Source organism: Micromonospora sp. NPDC005254 (assembly GCF_042872525.1).
Taxonomy (GTDB): Bacteria; Actinomycetota; Actinomycetes; order Mycobacteriales; family Micromonosporaceae; genus Micromonospora.
The window spans coordinates 187,054-204,914 of the sequence record NZ_JBIAKM010000004.1; the positions used below are offsets into that span (position 1 = coordinate 187,054).

Here is a 17,861-nt window from a genome sequence, read left to right on the forward strand (position 1 = left end):
CGTTGGTCACCGAGGCGATGTTGCGGACCTGGCTGGTCAGGTTCGACGCCATCGAGTTCACGTTGTCGGTCAGGTCCCGCCACGTACCGCTGACGCCCTTGACCTGGGCCTGACCGCCCAGGTTGCCCTCGGTGCCCACCTCACGGGCCACCCGGGTCACCTCGTCGGCGAACGACGACAACTGGTCGACCATCGTGTTGACGGTGTTCTTCAGCTCCAGGATCTCGCCCTGGGCGTCGACGGTGATCTTCTGCGACAGGTCGCCCTTCGCCACGGCGGTGGAGACCTGGGAGATGTTGCGGACCTGGCTGGTCAGGTTGCCGGCGAGCTGGTTGACGTTCTCGGTGAGGTCCCGCCAGGTGCCGGAGACGCCACGCACCTGCGCCTGACCGCCGAGCTTGCCCTCAATGCCCACCTCACGGGCCACCCGCGTCACCTCGTCGGCGAACGACGACAACTGGTCCACCATCGTGTTGACGGTGTCCTTCAGCTCCAGGATCTCGCCCTGCGCCGCCACGGTGATCTTCTGCGAGAGGTCACCGCGCGCGACCGCCGTGGAGACCTGCGCGATGTTGCGGACCTGGGCGGTCAGGTTCGACGCCATCGAGTTGACGCTGTCGGTCAGGTCCTTCCAGGTGCCGGCCACGTTCGGCACCTCGGCCTGGCCGCCCAGCTTGCCCTCGGTGCCCACCTCACGGGCCACCCGGGTCACCTGCTCGGCGAAGAGCCGCAGCGTGTCGGTGAGGTAGTTCATCGTCGCGGCCAACTCGGCGACCTCACCGCGCGCGCCGACCGTGATCTTCTGCGACAGGTCGCCCTTGGCCACCGCCGTCGCCACCTGCGAGATCGACCGCACCTGGCCGGTCAGGTTCGACGCCATGGTGTTCACCGAGTCGGTGAGGTCCTTCCAGGTGCCGGCGACGCCCCGGACGTCGGCCTGGCCGCCCAGCTTGCCCTCGGTGCCCACCTCACGGGCCACCCGGGTCACCTCGTTGGAGAACGACGAGAGCTGGTCGACCATCGTGTTCACGGTGCGCCCGATGCGCAGGTACTCACCGCGCAGCGGCCGACCGTCGATCTCCAACGCCATGTGCTGGGACAGGTCGCCGTCCGCAACCGCCACGATGACCCGGGCGATCTCGGTGGTGGGCCGGCCCAGGTCGTCGATCAGCGAGTTGATCGCCCGCTGCCCCTCCGCCCAGGAGCCGTCCAGCCCCTCGTCGTCGAGTCGCTCGGTGAGCCGGCCGTCCCGACCGACGATCCGGCTGATCCGCCGCAGGTCCAGGTACTGCCGCTCCTGGAGCGAGACCACCTCGTTGAAGGCGTCCGCCACCTCGCCGGCCTTGCCGGCACGGCGGGGCAGCCGGACCTTCAGGTCACCGCGACCGATCCGTCGCAGCGCCTCGGTCAATTCACCGAGGAGCGCCTCGTGGTCGGGCGCGGACGGATCCGCGACCGACTGCTTCGCCGTGGTCATCATTCCTCGCTCAACTCGGGGGCCCGTGCCCGTACGGACACACCGGCACCCCATATTGTGCCCGCGCGCGCCGCAGTGCCAGGGTGCGCGACCCGCCGGGCGACCCTGGTGGCCTCCACGATCCCCCCGGCGACGCCCAACCCGGCACAGACCTCGCCGAGTGGCGCTGCTCACCGTGACATCTCGTGGCCGGGCTCCCGCCGTGCCCGCCGCCACGCGACCCACCGCACTCCGCCGACCGGCGTCCGTTCCGCCGATCGCGCATCGGCTTGGCACCCGGCGGGGGAACGGTGGAGGATACGGGGGTGTCAGCCGAGGCGGGGGCCGCGACGGCCGGGGCCGGGAGCGGGGCCGTCCGGCGTGTCCGCCTGCCCGCCGACCGCCGTACGCCCGCCGCCGCCCGCGCGGTCGTCCGCTCCGTCCTCGCCGAGGCGCACCTGGACGACCTGGTCAACGAGGCGCTGCTGCTCACCACCGAGCTGACCACCAACGCCGTCGAGCACGCCGGCACCGAACTGGACATCGAGGTCGTCGCGGACGACGTCGGGCTCTCCGTGACCGTTTCCGACTTCGCGCCCAGCTCGGGCAACGACGAGCTGACCGTCGGCGCCCGCAACGACGCGACCGAGATCAACGAGGTCTCCGTACGCGGTCGCGGGCTGCTGCTCGTCGATCACTTCGCGAGCCGCTGGGGCACCACGTACCTTCCGACCGGCAAGGGCGTCTGGTTCCGGTTGGACCGGCCCGGGGCCGAGCCGGCGGCCGGGGCCAGCGCCGGCGGCACGTCGACGGCGGGCAACACCGGGGCCGTCGACAGCTCGGCTCCGAGCGCCGGCGCGATGAGCGAACTCATGCAGACCGCCCCCGACGTGTACGCGGACGACCCACTGCCCGACTTCGCCGCCAGCCTGCTCAGCCGGGTCGCCGAGATGGTCGGCGCGGCCGGCGGCGCCATCCGACTGGACCGGGGCGACGGTCAGGGCCGACAGTTGTTGGCCCGTTTCGGCCGGCAGCCCCGCCCCGACAGCGAGCTGCTCCGGGTGCCGCTGACGGTGCACCGCCCGTACGCCGGGGAGCTGGAGCTGGACGCCGCGCCGTCGGCGTACGCCCGGCCGCTGGCGGTGCTCACCGCCGAGCGCCTGTCGCTGCACCTGGAGAACGACCGGCTGCGCCGGGCGGACGTGCGCCGGCAGGCGTGGCTGACGTTCCTGGCCGAGGCGAGCGAGCTGCTGGCCCAGTCGCTGGACGTCGAGCTGACCATGGCGCTGATCCCGCAGTTGGTGGTGCCCCGCCTCGGCCAGTGGTGCGCGGTGCACACCACCGACGAGTGGGGCCGGCTGCGGCTGGCGGCGGCCAGCCACGCCGACGAGTCGATGCTGCCGCAACTGCACAAGGTGCTGGCCGAGGCCGGCCCGGACTCGATCCAGGCCCGGCTGCGCGAGGCGTCCCGCAGCGCGGCGCAGATCCCGCTCGGCGGGCCGATGGAGGGTTTCGCGGTCCCGCTGATCGCCCGCGGCCAGCGGCTCGGCACCCTGGCGGTGGGCCGGCACCAACGGCACCGGCACGACCCGGACGAGGTGGCGGTGCTGGAGGACGTGGCCCGACGGGCCGCGCTGGCGATCGAGAACGCCCGCATCCACGCCGAGCGCCGACGGGTCGCGCAGACGCTCCAGCACTCCCTGCTGCCGCCCGTCCTGCCCGTGGTGGACGGCATCGGCTTCGCCGCCGAGTACGTGCCGACCGGCGACGACGCCGAGGTGGGTGGCGACTTCTACGACGTGGTGCCGCTGCCCGACGGGCGCTGGCTCGTGGTGATCGGGGACGTCTCGGGCAAGGGCGTCCAGGCAGCAGCGGTCACCGGGCTGGTCCGCGACGTGATCCGGGTGCTGGTCGGCGACGGCAAGCCGTTACCGGAGGCGCTGGCCCGGCTCAACGAGACGCTTGTCGAACGGGGTGGCGGCCGGTACTGCACGCTGGCCCTGGCGGCGGTCGGGCCGGGTGACGGTGACCGCCTGGACGTCTCCCTGCACCTGGCGGGGCACGACCGGCCGGTGCTGCTGGCCGGTGGGGGCGGCGCCCGGTTCGTCGGCACCGGTGGCACGGCGCTGGGCCTGCTCGACACGATCACCTCCCCGACGGCGGAGATCACGCTCGCCCCGGGTGACTCGCTGATCTTCTACACCGATGGGGTCACCGAGCGGCGGCGCGGCCGGGAGCTGTTCGGCACCGACCGGCTGCGGGACGCGGCAGCGCCGTTGGCCGGCTACTCGGCGGACGTGGTCGCCGCCCGCCTACGCGCCGCCGCGATCAACTTCTCGGTCGAGCCGCCCCGGGACGACATCGCCGTGCTGGTGCTCCGCAACGACGCGGGCTGACGCCGACACCACCCGATCCCGGGTCAGAGGCCGCCGGGGAGGCGGCCGGGGGCGAGGCGGTGCTCCGGGTCGAGGTGCTCCTTGGCGGCCTGCAGCCGGGCCAGGCCGGCCAGCTCACCCCAGAGGTCCACGGCCTGGCGCACCGCCGCGGGGGCGGAGACGACCACGCAGCGACCCTGTCGGGCCAGCAGCACGCCACGGACCGCGGCCAGGATGGATGCCACCCGGTCGGGTGCCACCGCGCCGGGCAGGGCTGCGTGCACCACGCCCAGTCCGGCCGAGCCCCGCACCGGCACGGGAGCGCCGGCCGCGTCCCGCAACGCGTAGACGGCGGCGTGGAGATCGCTGATCGGCACCTCCAGGCGTAGCGCGGTGTCGCCGGGCGCGAACGGGTAACGCCGCCACCACGGCGGGGCGGAGTGGGCGACCGTCGCCTCACCGTGCAGCAGCCCGACCAGCCGCTCAGCGCGCTCGGTGACCTCGGCCGGGCCACCCTCCAGCAGCACGACCAGGCTGCCCGCCCGGGACGGGGCGCTGGACCGGCCGGACATCGACGGGTGGCGCTCGCGGGCGGTGGCGGCGGGGTGGCCGGGCGGGTAGGCGGTGCGCGGCCTGGGCGGCCCGCCCGGCAGGTCCAGCTCGATGGCCGCCGGCTCCAGTCGGGCGGCGAGAATCGCGCGGACCAGGTCGTGGACCTCCAGCGGCGTCCACACCGGACGGGACACCCAGAGCCGACTGGCCGGCACCGGCTGCACCCGCAGGCTCGCCGAGACCAGCACGCCGAGGGCGCCCTGCGAGCCGCAGAGCAGCCGGGCCAGGTCGAGCCCGGGTACGCCACCGCCGGCGCTGACCAGCTCACCGTCTGCGCCCAGGTAGCGGACGCCGAGGAGCTGGTCGCACGGGCTGCCGTGGCGGTGCCGGAGCGGCCCGGCCTCCCCGGCGGCGAGCACCCCGCCCAGCGTCGCGCCGGGCGACGGGGCGTCCATCGCGAGCCGCTGCCCGGTGCGCTCCAGAGTGGCCTGCACCGCCCGCAGCGGGGTGCCCGCACCCACCTCGGCCACCGGCGCGCCGACCGGCTCGTGGCCGATCCCCGCCAGCCGGCCGGTGTCGAGCATGATGTCGACCTGCGTGGGGGTGGCACCCCAGTCGATCTTCGTGCCGGCGCCCCGGGGCACCACCGCCAGATCGTGCACGGCGGCCAGCCGCAGCACCTCGGCCGCGGCGTGCGGGCCACCGGGCACCGCCACCCAGCGGGCCGGACGCCCGGCGACCTCGTCGGCCGGGCCGGCGAGTCGGGCGAACGGCGGACCGCAGATCGCCGTCAGTCGCCGGGTGATCTCGAGGGCTCCGGACCGGCCGAGGGAACTCGCTGCTGCCGCCATGCCGGATATCGTACATGTGTTCGAAAGCCGTGGTGATGGCCTTCGGGATGCCGCTGGTCCGGCGCGCGGGGTGAGCCGGCCGGTAACGTGGCCGCCGTGACCACCGAGACTGCCCCGCCCGCGGCGAAGCGGGTGCCCACCGAGCGCACCCACCACGGCGACACCGTCGTCGACGAGTACGCCTGGCTCGCCGCCAAGGACGACCCGGAGACGATCGCCTACCTGACCGCCGAGAACGCGTTCACCGAGGAGCGCACCGCGCACCTGGCCGCCCTGCGCGCGGAACTGTTCGAGGAGACCCGCCAGCGGACCCGGGAGACGGACCTGTCCGTGCCCACCCGCAAGGGCGGGCACTGGTACTACACCCGGACGATCGAGGGCCAGCAGTACGGGGTGCACTGCCGGCGCGCGGTCCGCGACGGCGAGACCGACCCGCCGGTCAGCGCGGACGGCGCGCCGCTCGACGGCGAGGAGGTGCTGCTCGACGGCAACCTGCTGGCCGAGGGGCACGACTTCTTCTCGCTGGGCGCGTTCGACGTCAGCCCGGACGGGCGCTGGCTGGCATACTCGACCGACTTCTCCGGTGACGAACGGTTCACCCTGCGCGTGAAGGACCTGAGCACCGGCGAGCTGCTGCCGGACGAGGTGCCCGACACGTTCTACGGCACCGCCTGGTCGGCCGACGCGTCGGTGCTGTTCTACGTGACTGTCGACGACGCCTGGCGGCCGAACCGGGTCTGGCGGCACACCATCGGCGCCGCCGCCACCGACGACGTGGTGGTCCACCAGGAGGACGACGAGCGGTTCTGGGTGGGCGTCGAGCTGACCCGGTCGGAGAAGTTCATCCTCGTCGACATCCACAGCAAGATCACCAGTGAGGTGCTGGTGATCCCGGCCGGCAACCCCACCGGGGCGCCGGCCGTGATCGCGCCCCGCCGGCAGGGCGTCGAGTACGCCGTGGAGCACCACGGCCACCGCTTCCTGATCCTGCACAACGACGGCGCGGAGGACTTCGCGCTGGCGTTCACCTCGGCGGACGCCCCGGGCGACTGGGTGCCGCTGATCGAGCACACCCCCGGCACCCGCCTGGAGGCGGTCGACGCGTTCGCGAACCACCTGGTGGTGTCGCTGCGCATCGACGGGCTCACCGGCCTGCGGGTGCTGCCGGTCGGCAGCGACGACTCGTACGACATCGACTTCCCCGAGCCGCTCTACAGCGTGGGGTTGGACGCCAACCCGGAGTACCGCACCGGGCAGATCCGGCTGCGCTACTCCTCGCTGGTCACCCCCGACTCGGTGTACGACTTCGACCTGGTCACCCGGCAGATGGTGCTGCGCAAGCAGAAGCCCGTGCTGCCCGGGCCGGACGGGCGGCCGTACGACCCGGCCGAGTACGAGCAGCACCGCGACTGGGCGCTCGCCGACGACGGCACGCGGGTGCCGATCTCGCTGGTCTGTCGGGTCGGTACGCCCCGGGACGGCTCGGCACCGTGCGAGCTGTACGGCTACGGCTCGTACGAGGCCAGCATGGACCCGTGGTTTTCGGTGGCCCGCCTGTCCCTGCTGGACCGGGGCGTGGTCTTCGCGGTGGCGCACATCCGCGGCGGTGGCGAGCTGGGCCGGCGCTGGTACGACCAGGGCAAGATGCTGGCCAAGAAGAACACCTTCACCGACTTCGTCGCCTGCGCCCGGCACCTCGTCAAGGCCGGCTGGACGGCCAGCGACCGGCTGGTCGCCCGGGGCGCCTCGGCCGGTGGGCTGCTGATGGGCGCGGTCGCCAACCTCGCCCCGGACGCGTTCGCGGGGATCGTGGCGCAGGTGCCGTTCGTGGACGCGCTCACCTCGATCCTCGACCCGTCGCTGCCACTCACCGTCACCGAGTGGGAGGAGTGGGGCAACCCCCTCGACGACCCCGAGGTCTACGCGTACATGAAGTCGTACACGCCGTACGAGAACGTCGCGGCGGTGGACTACCCGGCGATCCTCGCGGTGACCAGCCTCAACGACACGCGGGTGCTCTACTCCGAGCCGGCGAAGTGGATCGCGCGGCTGCGGGCGACCGCACCGCAGGGCGACTACCTGCTCAAGACCGAGATGGGTGCCGGGCACGGTGGCCCAAGCGGTCGCTACGACGCCTGGCGCGAGGAGGCGTTCATCAACGCCTGGATCCTGGACCGCCTCGGTCGCGCCTGACGCTTTGATCTCGGACGTGGTGGCCTCACTCTGCCGTCGAGGCCACCACATCCAGGAAAACTGCGCGATCATGCGCGCCTAGACTTCCCGGAGTGAGCGACGAGGCCGATGCGGACAACCCGGGAGCGGCCCGCCGGATGTCCGCGTGGATGATCCTGGGGGTGGTGGCCGCCGCCCTGGTCGTCTGCTGCTGCTCCGCCGCCGTCGGCCTGCTGATCTCCTGGTCCGCCGGCCTGTTCCACGCCCCGACCTGACCGACCGACGGCCGACCCCACCTCGTCGGTCAGGCCGTCCGCAGCTCGTCCACCGCCGTGCTCACCCTGAGGAAGAGCAGGCCGACGCCGACCGTCACCAGCACCGCCGCCAGGGCGCCGGCGCCGAGCCAGGCCAGCTGTTCCAGGGGTACGGCGATCGCTTTCTCCACCCCGGCGGTCTGCACGATCCGTGTGTACTGGCTGCGGGTGGCCGGATCGTCGCAGAGCGCCGCCGTGGCGTCGCAGACCTCGATCGACGACCCGCTCGTGGTGATGCTCTGGAAGAGCCCTCGGCCGAGCAGCAAGCCCACGGTGAGCGCCAGCAGGATCGCCGGCACGGCCGGGGTGAGCGCCTGCCAGGCCACCGATGCGCTGAGCGTGCTGCGGGGCACGCCGGTGGCGACCAGCGCCGCGTAGGCCCGTCGGCGGGCGACGATCCCCTCGACCAGCGCGACGATCAGGCCGCCCGCCGCGATCAGCACCGCCACGGCCACCGCGGCGTCGACCAGATCCATCGTCGACAGGTAGAAGGGGTTGGTGCCCGCGTCCACCCCGGCGAGCCGGTTCTGCTCCCGTTCCACCTCGTCCTGCGCGACGAAGTAGGCGCGCTGTGCCGCCGCGCCGGCACCGAAGATCACGGCGGCCAGCAACGCGGCGAACGTCCGGCTGCCCGCCCACGGGTCGGCCATCAGCCGGCCCGCCGCGAGCAGCGCCGACGCGCCGCGGGCGTGCCGGTGCAGCAACCGTCCGCAGGTGTGCGAGATCCAGCCGGTGCCGACGACCACCCCGATCATCGCGGCGAGCCCACCCGCCAGGAACAACAGCGGCACCAGCCAGCCCAGCACCGCGTCGTTTCCGTCGAACCGGTACACCACCGGGCGTACGGCGACGAAGGTGGCCACACCCAGGCCGATCAGCAGCCCGGCCCAGGGCCGCGGACCCCGCTCGCGGGCGGCCTTGCGACTGACCCCGAGCGGGCTGGTCGTGACCGTGCGCAGCATCAGGGCGGTGGCCAACGCCGCGATCACCGGCAGACCCAGCACCACCGCGACCAGTGCGCCGACCGACGGCAGCACGTCGGTGGGCAGGGCCAGCCGACCCTGCTCGTCCGGGCGGTGCAGCAGCTCACGGCCGGCCAGGTAGACGCCCAGCCCGGCGAGGGTGCCGAGCAGGCTGGCCAGGCCGGTCTCCAGCACCGCCAGGCGGGTGACCTGACCGGGCGTGGCGCCGGCCAGCCGGAGCGCGGCGAGGCGCCGGTCCCGGGCCGGCGCCCCGAGCCGGGCACACTGGCCGGCCAGCGCCAGCACCGGGACGGCCAACATCAGCAGCGCGAAGGCCGTCCCCCCGCGCAGTCCCGGCTCACTCAGCAGCGCGTTGCGGTACTGCTCGGACTCCACCCGGGCGTCGCCGGGCGGTTTCTGGATGGCCAGCACGGTGAGGGCCGCCAGCCCGGCCAGCGTCGCCAGCAGGGCACTGAGCGCGGTCAGCACCACCCGCGCCGTGTCCGTCCGGTTGCCGGCGAGCGCGAGCCGCACCAGCGTCGCCGGCCTCACCGGGCGCCACCCGCCAACGGCACGTCGAGCCCCAGGCCGGTGTGGTCCACCAGGCCGTCGCGCAGCACGATCTCCCGATCGGCGTACGCGGCGATCCGGGGTTCGTGAGTGACCAGCACGACGGACGTGCCTTGCTCGCGGGCCAGCCGAACCAGCTGGGTGAGCACCTGCTCGCCGGTGAGCGTGTCCAGCGCGCCGGTCGGCTCATCGGCGAAGAGCACCCGCGGCTCGGTGACCAGCGCCCGAGCCGTGGCGCACCGCTGCTGCTGACCGCCGGACATCTCACCCGGCCGGAGGTCGGCCAGGTCGGCCACCCCGAACCGTTCCAGCCAGGTGAGGGCCGCCGTCCGTGCCTCTCGCCGCCCCGTGCCGGCGAGGAGCAGGGGCAGGGCCACGTTCTCGGCCGCGGTCAGCTCGGCGACCAGCTGCCCGAACTGGAACAGCACGCCGAACTCGGTGCGCCGCAGCCGGGACCGGGCCGCCTCCGACCAGGTGTCGATCCGGTGGCCGCGCCAGGTGACCTCGCCCGCGTCGGGCCGGAGGATCCCGGCCAGGCAGTGCAGCAGGGTCGACTTGCCGCAGCCACTCGGACCGGTGACCGCGACGATCTCGCCCTCGGCCACGTCGAGCGTCACACCGCGCAGCGCGGGCGTCGGACCGTACGCCCGAACCACGCCGCGAGCCTGGAGTTGCGTCACGCGTGCACCTCCCGGTGCCAGTCGGCGACCCGGCCCAGGGTGGTCTGCAGCCACCGCAGGTCCGCGTCGAGATGGGCGATCGCGAAGTCGGCCGCGACCACGTCGTTGAGGGTGGCGGCCGGGTCGGTCTTGACCGCCGTCAGCTCCCGCAGCCGTGCCGTGTGCGCGGCGCGCTGGGCCACCAGGTACGACCGCGCCCGGTCGACGTCGGCGACCAGCAGCGCCACCACGACCTTGGCGAAGAGCGTGCTGGCCACGTACGGCATCGGTGGCTCCACCGTGGACAGCCAGCGATCCAGCGTGGACCGGCCCTCGTCGGTCAGCGCGTACGTCGTGCGGTCCGGCCCGGAGGCGCGGTCCTGACCCGCGGTGGCCACCAGACCGTCCCGTTCCAGGCGGCCGAGGGTGGCGTAGACCTGCCCGAAGGCCAACGGCCGAGCCCGCGGCAACCGCTGGTCATGCGCACGCTTGAGCTCATACCCGTGCCGGCTGCCCCCAGCGAGCAACCCGAGCAGCACATGCGGCGTGGACACCCGGCCCACTATTCACCCAGCGAATACCCAAGTCAACCACCCACCCACCCCACCCTCCCTCCCACCCCTCCCCAACCCTGACCGCCGGTGATCAAGAGGTTTGGGTCAGATTTCGCCCCGCTGATGACGCAAACCTCTTGATCACCGGGGCGAAGGGTGGGGGTGGGGTGGGGTGGGGTGGGGTGGGTGGGGTTAGGGGGTTTGGGGCCAGGTGGGGGTTCGGCCGGTCTGGGTCAGGAGGTGGTCCAGGTCGGGCGTGGTGACGGCCGGCGTGGATGTGGGTGGGGTTGGGGTGGGGTCGGCGAAGACGCCCATCTTGCGAGCGGTCGGGCCCAGCCGCTCGACCAGGGCGTGCAGCTCGGTCACCGCCTCCGGGGCGGGCTGGTAGGGCTGGCCGGTCGCCACGGCGAGATCCCAACCGTGCACGATCAGGTCCAGCAGGGCCATGCCGCCGACGACGGTCTGCGGCAGCCCCATGCCCGGCGAGACGCCCTCCAGCGTGGACGGGTCCGACCAGGCGGCGATCAGGCGGTCGGTCTCGACCGCGAACCGGTCCCGCCAGCCGTCGTCCAGGTGGTCGGGTTTCTCGGCCCACTCCACCGGCCTCTTCTCGGCCAACTCCTGGAAGTTCACCACCACCTCGAACAGGTGGTTGAGCAGATCACGGACCACGTAGTCGCGGCACGGAGTGGGCAGGTCGAGCTGGTCGTCGGCGATGCCGCGTACCACGTCGACGGTTCGCGGCGCGGCAGCCGCCAGCAGATCGCTAGTCTGAGTGGCCATACGGCCAGCGTATGAGGGTGGTCTTGAAGAAATGCGACAGCGACCGCGCGGCGACAGCCGGGGCATTCTCGACCCGGCGCGGTTGCTGCGCGAGGTCCGCTTTCGGCGGCACCTGCCGGCCGAACCGCTGCGCGAGTGGGTCGAGCACTACTGGTTGATCGACTGGACGTTGAGCGCGCCGTTCGAGCAACGGGTCGTGCCGCACCCGGCGGTGAACGTGGTGCTCCGCAGCGACGGTGCGAGTGACCGCGACGGCGACGCGGCGGAGGCCGGCGAGGTGGCCGGGGTGGGCCGCGACCTGTTCCGGATCACGCTCACCGGCACCGGCCGGGTCTGCGGGATCCAGTTCCGCCCCGGTGGCTTCCACCCGTTCTGGCGTCGGTCGGTGGCCGAGTTGACCGGACGTCGACTGCCACTGCCCGCCGGCCGGCTGACCCGTCCCGCCCATCCCGTCTGCGCGGGCAGCGACAGCGACCGCTGTCGTGCGCTCGACGCGGCGCTCACCGCGTGGGCGCCCGACCCGGACCCGGTCGCAGCGGAGGCCGTTCGGCTGGCCGAGTCCATCCGGGCCGACCGGACGGTGCTGCGCGTCGACGAGTTCGCCGCGCGGCACGGGGTTCCGGTCCGCCGGCTACAGCGGCTCTTCACCGAGTGCGTGGGGGTCGGTCCGAAGTGGGTGATCCGCCGCTACCGCCTCCAGGAGGCCGTCGAGCGGGCCGCCGGCGCTCCGCTCGACTGGGCGGGCCTCGCCGCCACCCTCGGCTACAGCGACCAGGCCCACCTGGTCCGCGACTTCACCGCCGTCGCCGGAGTGTCACCAGCCGCGTACGCCCGCTCGGTGCACTGAGCCGCACGCGCGACCGCCCGAGCAGCGACCACCGGGCAGCGACCACCGAGCAGCCCCGCGGGTGCCGCCGTGCTCAGCGACGGCGCAGGACGACCACGGCGACGTCGTCCTGGATCTTCGATGGGGCCAGTTCCACCAGCAGGCGGGCGCAGAACTCGTCCAGGTTGTCGTCCACGGTGGCGGCCACCGCGGCGAGTGCGGCCAGCCCTTCGTCGATGGTGGCGTCCCGGCGCTCGATCAACCCGTCGGTGTAGAACACCAGCGTGGCACCGGCCGGCAGGACGAACTCCAGGTCGGCCGGTCGGGGCGCGCGGACGCCGAGCAGCGGCGCCGAGTGCTGCACGAACTCGACCTTGCCGCTCTGGTGCAGCAGCGGGGGCAGGTGACCGGCGCTGGCCAGCCGGACCCGCCCGGTCGGCGGGTGCAGCAGCAGGACGCAGAGCGTGGCCAGTTCGTTCGGCAGCAGGGTCCGCATCAGCTCGTTGACCCGGTGCAGGATCTCGCCGGGTTGGTGCCCCTCGACCGCGTACGCCCGCACCGCGTGCCGCAGCTCGGCCATCACGGTGGCCGCGTGCAGCGAGTGGCCGGCCACGTCGCCGATCGCCAGCAGGAGGTGCCCGTCGAGCATCACCAGCTCGTAGAAGTCGCCGCCCACCTCGGTCTGCGCGCTGGCGGGCTCGTAGCGCACCGCGAAGTCAAGTCCGGCCACCGTGGGCAGGCTGCGCGGGAGCAGGCTGCGCTGGAGGGTGACGGCGATGCGGTGCTCCTCGTCGAAGGAGCGCTGAGCCTCGACCGCCGCCGCCACGGCCTGCGCGAGCTGCACGAGCACCGGCGTTCGGGCGGTCTGGGTGGCGGTGGGGACCACCACGTACAGCGGTGCCCGGTCCTCGCGCAGTCGAGCCGCGGCCACGGTCACCGAGTCGTCCGCCGGCCAGGTCAGCAGCGCCCAGTTCGCCGGGGCCTCCACCTTGACCGTGGCGCCCGTGGGGACCCCGGTGTCGTCGACGACCCAGGGCACGATGGCGGCCTCGGCGCCGGGGCCGGCGCAGATGCCGGCGATGCAGTCACCGTCGAACGTCTCCGCGATCACGGCGGCAGGGCTCTTGAAGATCTGCGCGGCCCCCTCCGCCGCGACCTCCAGCAGCCGTGCGAAGGTCGACGCGGCGTGCACCGCGACTGTGGTGTCGGCGAGGACGAGCAGCCGCTCGGCGAGCAGCTCGGCACGCTTGCGGGCCTGGTAGTACCGCAGGACCGCCCGGGTGGTGGCGATCAGCTCCTCGGGCTCGATCGGTTCGGCCAGGTACGCGTCCGCTCCCCGGGTCAGCCCCTGGGCGCGGTCGGCGACGTCCACCGCGTGCGCGGAGACGTGGATCACCGGCATCACCGGGTGTGCCGCCTTGATCCGCTCGCACACCTCGTAGCCGCTCAGGTCGGGCAGCCGGACGTCGAGCACCACCAGGTCGATCCGGTCCGTCTCGACGCGGGCCAGCGCCTCGGTGCCGCTCTCCGCTTCGAGGACGGTGTACCCGGCCCGGGTCAGCCAACTGACCAGCAGGTAACGCTTGGTCCGACTGTCATCGACCACCAGGACGGTCGCCGGGCCGCCGTCCACCGTCACGCTCCGCCTGTGGGCAGGGAGACAGTGAATGTGCTGCCCCGGCCCGGCTCGCTGGCCAGCTCCAGCGTGCCCCCGAGCAGGGTCACCAGCCGCCGGGCGTACGGCAGGCCGAGGCCGGTGCCACCGACCCGGGTCGCCCCCGGCACCTGGTAGAACTCCTCGAAGATCCGATCGTGCATCTCGGGCGCGATGCCCGGGCCGGTGTCACTGACCTCGAAGTTCCACCGGTCGTCGCGTTGCCGGACGCGCAAGCGCACCTCGCCACGCTCGGTGAACTTCAACCCGTTGTGCAGCAGGTTGCGCAGCACCTGGCCGAGCAGCACCTCGTCGGTGCGGAGCACGGCCGGCGCGGTCGGCTCCTCCACGGTGAGCTCCACCTCCGGCCGGGTGGCCAGCGCCCGCATGGTGCCGCGCAGTTGGCCGAAGACCGGGCGCAGATCCACGTCCGCCCAGTCCGGCTCGATACGGCCCGACTCCGCCTTGGCGAGATCCAGCAGTTCGTTGACCAGCCCGAGCAGGTCCTCCGCCGACGAGCGGATGAGGCCCACCTGGCGGGCCTGTTCGGCGGTGAGCGGGTCGGAGGCGGAGTCGGCGAGCAGACGCCCCAACCCGATGATCGCGGTGACCGGGGCGCGCAGCTCGTGGCTCACGTTGGCCAGGAAGCGGCTCTTCGACTCGCTCGCGGCGCGCAGCTGGGCCGACTTCTCGTCCAGCTCGGCGTAGAGAGCGACCACCCCCCGGTTGGTCTCCTCCAACTCCTCGGTGAGCTGGTTGTAGAGCGCCAGCACGCCGCGGTTGGTCTCGGCCAGCTCCTCGTTCAGCACGGCCAGCTCGTCGCGCTGGCTGCGTACCTCGTCGAGTGCCGCGATGAGCTGGCCGTTCTGCACGGTCAGCTCATCCAGCGCGCTGGCCGGGGCGGTGCGGCCGAGTTCCGCACGGAACTCGGCCAGCCGCTCCGGAGTTGGTGTCGGCGCGTTGGCCGGGACTCTTCGGGACATCCGTACGACCGTAACCCCCTCGACGGTCGACACGCTCAGTGTGTCGACCAGTCGGGAGACCGCACCCGACTGCGGCTCGTACCGGCCGTCGGGCAGCGGGGCCACCGGGGCCAGGTCGGCGCGGAGGTGGAACCGGCCGTCGGATCCCGCGTCGATGTGGAACGTGACGTCCGCGCCGCCGGTCGTACGCAGCAGGTCCCGGGCGACCTCGCTGAGCGCGGTGGCGATCCGGACCTGGTCCTGGCGTTCGAGGCCCACCACGTTGGCCACCTCGCGGCCACGCTGGCGGATGACGAAGATGTCCTGCTCGACCCGCAGCGCCATCTGCAGCAGCGGCGGCGCGGCCGGCTCCGCGCTCATGCCCACGACCTCGCGACCAGAACGCAGGCGTCGTCGCGTCGGACGCCGGCGTCGCGCAGCAGGGTCGCCGCCATCACCAGCGGGGATCGTTCGGCGAGGCCCGGGTAGTCGGTCAACCGCCAACGGTCGGCCACGCCGTCGCTGTGCATCACCAGCCGGGCGCCCGGCCCGAACGGGTAGTCGTAGCCCCGGACCGTCGGCCGCTGGTGCCCGGCGATGCCGGGCAGCGACACCAGCCCCCGGCGCTGGCCGTCGCCCTCGACGATCACGCCGCTGATGTTGCCCAGCCCGGCGTAGTGCAGCACGCCGGCCGCCAGCTCGGCGACCGCGAGCGCGGCGCCGCGGGTGTGCGACATGCTCCGATGCAGGTGACTGACCACCGCTGCCGGTGGGCTGGCCGGGGCGTCGCGGAAGGCCGCGAGCGCCGCCTCGGTGGCGGCAGCGGCCAGCGGCCCGTGCCCCAGCCCGTCGCTGACCAGCACCTGGTGCCGGCCGTCGGCGATCCGGACGGCGTACCCGTCGCCGCTGACCGTCTCGCCGGAAATGGGCCGGGCGAGCGCGCCGGCCCAGGACGGTTGGGCCGGTTCGGCCGGCCAGACCTGCACGGCGAGGACGGTGCCCCGGCCGGGCAGGGAGTACCCGTCGAACCAGCTCGCCTGCCGGACGATGGCGCCCAGGCCGATGCCGAGCGTGCCGGTGGTGGAGTGCCCGTCGCGGGACGAGACGGCGAGGTCGGCCATGCCGGGCCCGGAGTCGATGGCCACCAGCTCCACGCCGGCCTGCCCGGCGCGGCGGACCGGCCGGAGCAGCAGGACACCGTTGTCGGCGTGCTTGACGAGGTTGCTGGTCAACTCGGCGGCGACGATGGCCAGGTCGGCGATGCGCGCCGCACCCATCTCGATCTGCTCGCCGAGGCGTTCCGCGGCCCGTCGTACGGCGCTGGCGGTGCTGCCGGCCTCCACCCGGAACCAGATGCCGCTGTCGGTGACCGGGTCCCCGTTCACCGCGACCACTTGGTCACCGTGATGCGCGTGCCGGCCTCCGCCGACGTCTCGATCTCGAACTCGTCGACCAGTCGCCGGGACCCACTGAGCCCGAGGCCGAGGCCGCCGCCGGTGGTGTAGCCGTCGGTCAGGGCCAGGTTGAGGTCGGCGATGCCGGGGCCGGAGTCGGCGAAGATGATCCGGACGCCCTTGCGACGACCGTTGTCCACGATCGTCACCTCCACGGTGCCGCCGCCGCCGTACACCAGGGTGTTGCGGGCCAGCTCGCTCGCCGCGGTGACCACCTTGGTCTGGTCGACGAGCGACAGCTTGACGGCGACCGCCACCGTGCGGACCAGTTGCCGGACGCGGACCACGTCCTCATCGCTGCGGACCGACTGCGCCTGCGGCTGGCCCAGGTCGACGCCCGCGGTCACGGCGTGGCCGTCTCGGCGTCCGGATCGTCGTCGAGCTGCAGGTCGAGCTCGTCGGCGCGGGCCGCCGCGATCAGCTCCATGCCGCGCTCGACGTTCAGCGCGGTACGGATGCCGTTCAGCGACAGCCCCAGTTCGACAAGGGTGATGGCGACGGCGGGTCGCATACCGACCACCACCGTCTCGGCGTCGAGCACCTTGGAGATCGACGCGATGGTGGAGAGCATCCGCCCGACGAACGAGTCGACGATGTCCAGCGCCGTGATGTCGATGATGACGCCGTGGCAGCCGGTGGCCACGATCCGCTCGGCGAGGTCGTCCTGGAGCTGGACCGCCGTCTGGTCGGACATGTCCAGCTGGATCGAGACGAGCAGGATGTCACCGATCTTGAGGATCGGCACGCGCTCCATCAGACGCCCCGGCGTGGCTGGCGACGGGCGGTCTCCACCCCGTTGAGCCGCAGCACGTGCCGCAGCGCGTCGGCCAGGCTCGCCTTGGTGGCGATGTCGCCGAACTCGATGCCGAGCGCCACGATGGTCTGCGCGATCTGCGGACGGATGCCGGAGATGATGCAGTCGGCGCCCATCAGCCGGGCGGCCACCACGGTCTTCAGGATGTGCTGGGCGACCTGGGTGTCCACGGCCGGGACGCCGGTGATGTCGATGATCGCGTACGGGGAGCCGGTGTCGACCAGGGTCTGCAGCAGCCGCTCCATGACCACCTGGGCGCGGGCCGAGTCCAGGGTGCCGACCAGCGGGACGGCGACCACGCCCTCCCAGAGCTTGACCACCGGGGTGGAGAGTTCAAGCAGCTGCTCGGCCTGGTCGGCGATCAGGCTCTCGCGGGTGCGCACGAAGCTCTCGAAGGTGAACAGGCCCAGCTCGTCGACCAGCTTGGAGAAGGCGACGTAGTCGTGCAGCGCGTTGGCGCCGCCGGACTCCTGCACCAGGTCGGCCAGCACGTCCTTGAGCGCGAAGACGCTGATCGTCGTCTCGGTGGCGGAGAAGCCCTGCCGGGCCCTGCCCCGGGACAGCTCGGACAGCGTGGCGCGCAGTTCCGCGGCGTGCTCGGCGGACAGGTCGATCGTGCCCTGCTCACCGGTGCCGACGATGGCACGGTGCAGGTCCTCGACCTGCCGGCGCAGCTCGGCGTGACTCAGCCGACCCCGCAGCGAGCTGGCAACGATGTCGGTCCACCGCTGCGTGACCTGCTCGGCATGCCCGCCCAGCAGCGCGGCGAGCCGACCACTTTCCTCGGCGTTCAACGCCATCGTGAAAACCCCCCTCGACCTGGACCGGCCGGACTCTATCACCGGGGTCCGCGCAACTACTTGCTCCGTAGCAATGGAATGATGATGGCCACCGGATGCCGGC

General features: G+C 73.0%; 16 protein-coding genes. 4 read left to right on the forward strand and 12 right to left on the reverse strand.

Annotated features, from left to right (window positions below; genetic code table 11):
* The coding region (locus ACFYPR_RS14015; protein WP_387260246.1) for a HAMP domain-containing protein at nucleotides 1–1,477 on the reverse strand (1,477 nt) is incomplete at its 3' end.
* A 305-nt stretch (nucleotides 1,478–1,782) separates the two neighbouring features.
* Here ACFYPR_RS14015 and ACFYPR_RS14020 point away from each other — a divergent pair.
* Nucleotides 1,783–3,852: a SpoIIE family protein phosphatase gene (locus ACFYPR_RS14020; protein WP_354853746.1), complete on the forward strand. Its 2,070-nt coding sequence runs from the start codon at nucleotides 1,783–1,785 to the stop codon at nucleotides 3,850–3,852.
* Between the two features lie 23 nt (nucleotides 3,853–3,875).
* Here the strand turns inward: ACFYPR_RS14020 and ACFYPR_RS14025 are convergent, their stop codons facing one another.
* Nucleotides 3,876–5,234 (reverse strand): FAD-binding oxidoreductase, encoded by a 1,359-nt coding sequence (locus tag ACFYPR_RS14025; protein ID WP_355134204.1) that lies wholly within the window; start codon nucleotides 5,232–5,234, stop codon nucleotides 3,876–3,878.
* A gap of 96 nt (nucleotides 5,235–5,330) precedes the next feature.
* Here ACFYPR_RS14025 and ACFYPR_RS14030 point away from each other — a divergent pair, with 96 nt between their 5' ends.
* On the forward strand, nucleotides 5,331–7,427 hold the full coding sequence (locus ACFYPR_RS14030; RefSeq protein ID WP_387260249.1) for a S9 family peptidase: 2,097 nt from the start codon (nucleotides 5,331–5,333) through the stop codon (nucleotides 7,425–7,427).
* A 92-nt stretch (nucleotides 7,428–7,519) separates the two neighbouring features.
* A complete protein-coding gene (locus tag ACFYPR_RS14035) occupies nucleotides 7,520–7,681 on the forward strand; it encodes a hypothetical protein (protein WP_354853948.1) in 162 nt (53 codons plus the stop codon).
* 29 nt (nucleotides 7,682–7,710) lie between these two features.
* Here ACFYPR_RS14035 and ACFYPR_RS14040 read toward each other — a convergent pair whose 3' ends face one another.
* The 4 genes from ACFYPR_RS14040 to ACFYPR_RS14055 form a co-directional block, all read right to left on the reverse strand.
* Entirely contained in the window at nucleotides 7,711–9,234 is a 1,524-nt protein-coding gene (locus ACFYPR_RS14040) for an FtsX-like permease family protein (protein WP_387260251.1), read from the reverse strand.
* Complete coding sequence (locus ACFYPR_RS14045; protein ID WP_354853734.1) at nucleotides 9,231–9,932, reverse strand: ABC transporter ATP-binding protein; 702 nt, start codon at nucleotides 9,930–9,932, stop codon at nucleotides 9,231–9,233. The genes ACFYPR_RS14040 and ACFYPR_RS14045 overlap by 4 nt, the downstream gene beginning before the upstream one ends.
* Nucleotides 9,929–10,465, reverse strand: coding sequence for a PadR family transcriptional regulator (locus ACFYPR_RS14050; RefSeq protein ID WP_363935209.1), 537 nt, complete (start codon nucleotides 10,463–10,465; stop codon nucleotides 9,929–9,931). The genes ACFYPR_RS14045 and ACFYPR_RS14050 overlap by 4 nt, the downstream gene beginning before the upstream one ends.
* Nucleotides 10,466–10,657: 192 nt before the next feature.
* Nucleotides 10,658–11,248, reverse strand: a complete 591-nt coding sequence (locus ACFYPR_RS14055; RefSeq protein WP_354853728.1) for a TIGR03086 family metal-binding protein — start codon at nucleotides 11,246–11,248, stop codon at nucleotides 10,658–10,660.
* 31 nt (nucleotides 11,249–11,279) lie between these two features.
* On the opposite strand from ACFYPR_RS14055, the gene ACFYPR_RS14060 reads away from it, so the two are divergent.
* Entirely contained in the window at nucleotides 11,280–12,095 is an 816-nt protein-coding gene (locus ACFYPR_RS14060; protein ID WP_387260255.1) for a DUF6597 domain-containing transcriptional factor, read from the forward strand.
* 73 nt (nucleotides 12,096–12,168) lie between these two features.
* Here the strand turns inward: ACFYPR_RS14060 and ACFYPR_RS14065 are convergent, their stop codons facing one another.
* From ACFYPR_RS14065 to ACFYPR_RS14090, 6 genes are read right to left on the reverse strand one after another with little or no spacing between them, the layout of a single operon-like run.
* Nucleotides 12,169–13,707, reverse strand: coding sequence for a SpoIIE family protein phosphatase (locus ACFYPR_RS14065; protein ID WP_363935224.1), 1,539 nt, complete (start codon nucleotides 13,705–13,707; stop codon nucleotides 12,169–12,171).
* Nucleotides 13,708–13,709: 2 nt separating this feature from the next.
* The gene (locus ACFYPR_RS14070; RefSeq protein ID WP_354853723.1) at nucleotides 13,710–15,071 is read right to left on the reverse strand and encodes a sensor histidine kinase; all 1,362 of its coding nucleotides are present in this window, start codon (nucleotides 15,069–15,071) and stop codon (nucleotides 13,710–13,712) included.
* Nucleotides 15,068–16,075: a SpoIIE family protein phosphatase gene (locus ACFYPR_RS14075; RefSeq protein ID WP_387260631.1), complete on the reverse strand. Its 1,008-nt coding sequence runs from the start codon at nucleotides 16,073–16,075 to the stop codon at nucleotides 15,068–15,070. The genes ACFYPR_RS14070 and ACFYPR_RS14075 overlap by 4 nt, the downstream gene beginning before the upstream one ends.
* Nucleotides 16,072–16,491, reverse strand: a complete 420-nt coding sequence (locus ACFYPR_RS14080) for an anti-sigma regulatory factor (RefSeq protein ID WP_354853717.1) — start codon at nucleotides 16,489–16,491, stop codon at nucleotides 16,072–16,074. The genes ACFYPR_RS14075 and ACFYPR_RS14080 overlap by 4 nt, the downstream gene beginning before the upstream one ends.
* The gene (locus ACFYPR_RS14085; RefSeq protein WP_354853715.1) at nucleotides 16,488–16,898 is read right to left on the reverse strand and encodes an STAS domain-containing protein; all 411 of its coding nucleotides are present in this window, start codon (nucleotides 16,896–16,898) and stop codon (nucleotides 16,488–16,490) included. Before ACFYPR_RS14085 ends, ACFYPR_RS14080 begins: the two co-directional genes overlap by 4 nt.
* Nucleotides 16,898–17,758, reverse strand: coding sequence for an STAS domain-containing protein (locus ACFYPR_RS14090; RefSeq protein WP_354853713.1), 861 nt, complete (start codon nucleotides 17,756–17,758; stop codon nucleotides 16,898–16,900). Before ACFYPR_RS14090 ends, ACFYPR_RS14085 begins: the two co-directional genes overlap by 1 nt.
* Between the last annotated feature and the right edge of the window lie 103 nt (nucleotides 17,759–17,861).

What these genes read in the sequence shown, in the direction of transcription:
- ACFYPR_RS14090 (WP_354853713.1), bottom strand. Translation starts at nt 17,758, where the DNA reads ATGGCGTTGAACGCCGAGGAAAGTGGTCGGCTCGCCGCGCTGCTGGGC.
- ACFYPR_RS14060 (WP_387260255.1), top strand. Translation starts at nt 11,280, where the DNA reads ATGCGACAGCGACCGCGCGGCGACAGCCGGGGCATTCTCGACCCGGCG.
- ACFYPR_RS14025 (WP_355134204.1), bottom strand. Translation starts at nt 5,234, where the DNA reads ATGGCGGCAGCAGCGAGTTCCCTCGGCCGGTCCGGAGCCCTCGAGATC.
- ACFYPR_RS14085 (WP_354853715.1), bottom strand. Translation starts at nt 16,898, where the DNA reads ATGGAGCGCGTGCCGATCCTCAAGATCGGTGACATCCTGCTCGTCTCG.
- ACFYPR_RS14055 (WP_354853728.1), bottom strand. Translation starts at nt 11,248, where the DNA reads ATGGCCACTCAGACTAGCGATCTGCTGGCGGCTGCCGCGCCGCGAACC.
- ACFYPR_RS14070 (WP_354853723.1), bottom strand. Translation starts at nt 15,071, where the DNA reads ATGAGCGCGGAGCCGGCCGCGCCGCCGCTGCTGCAGATGGCGCTGCGG.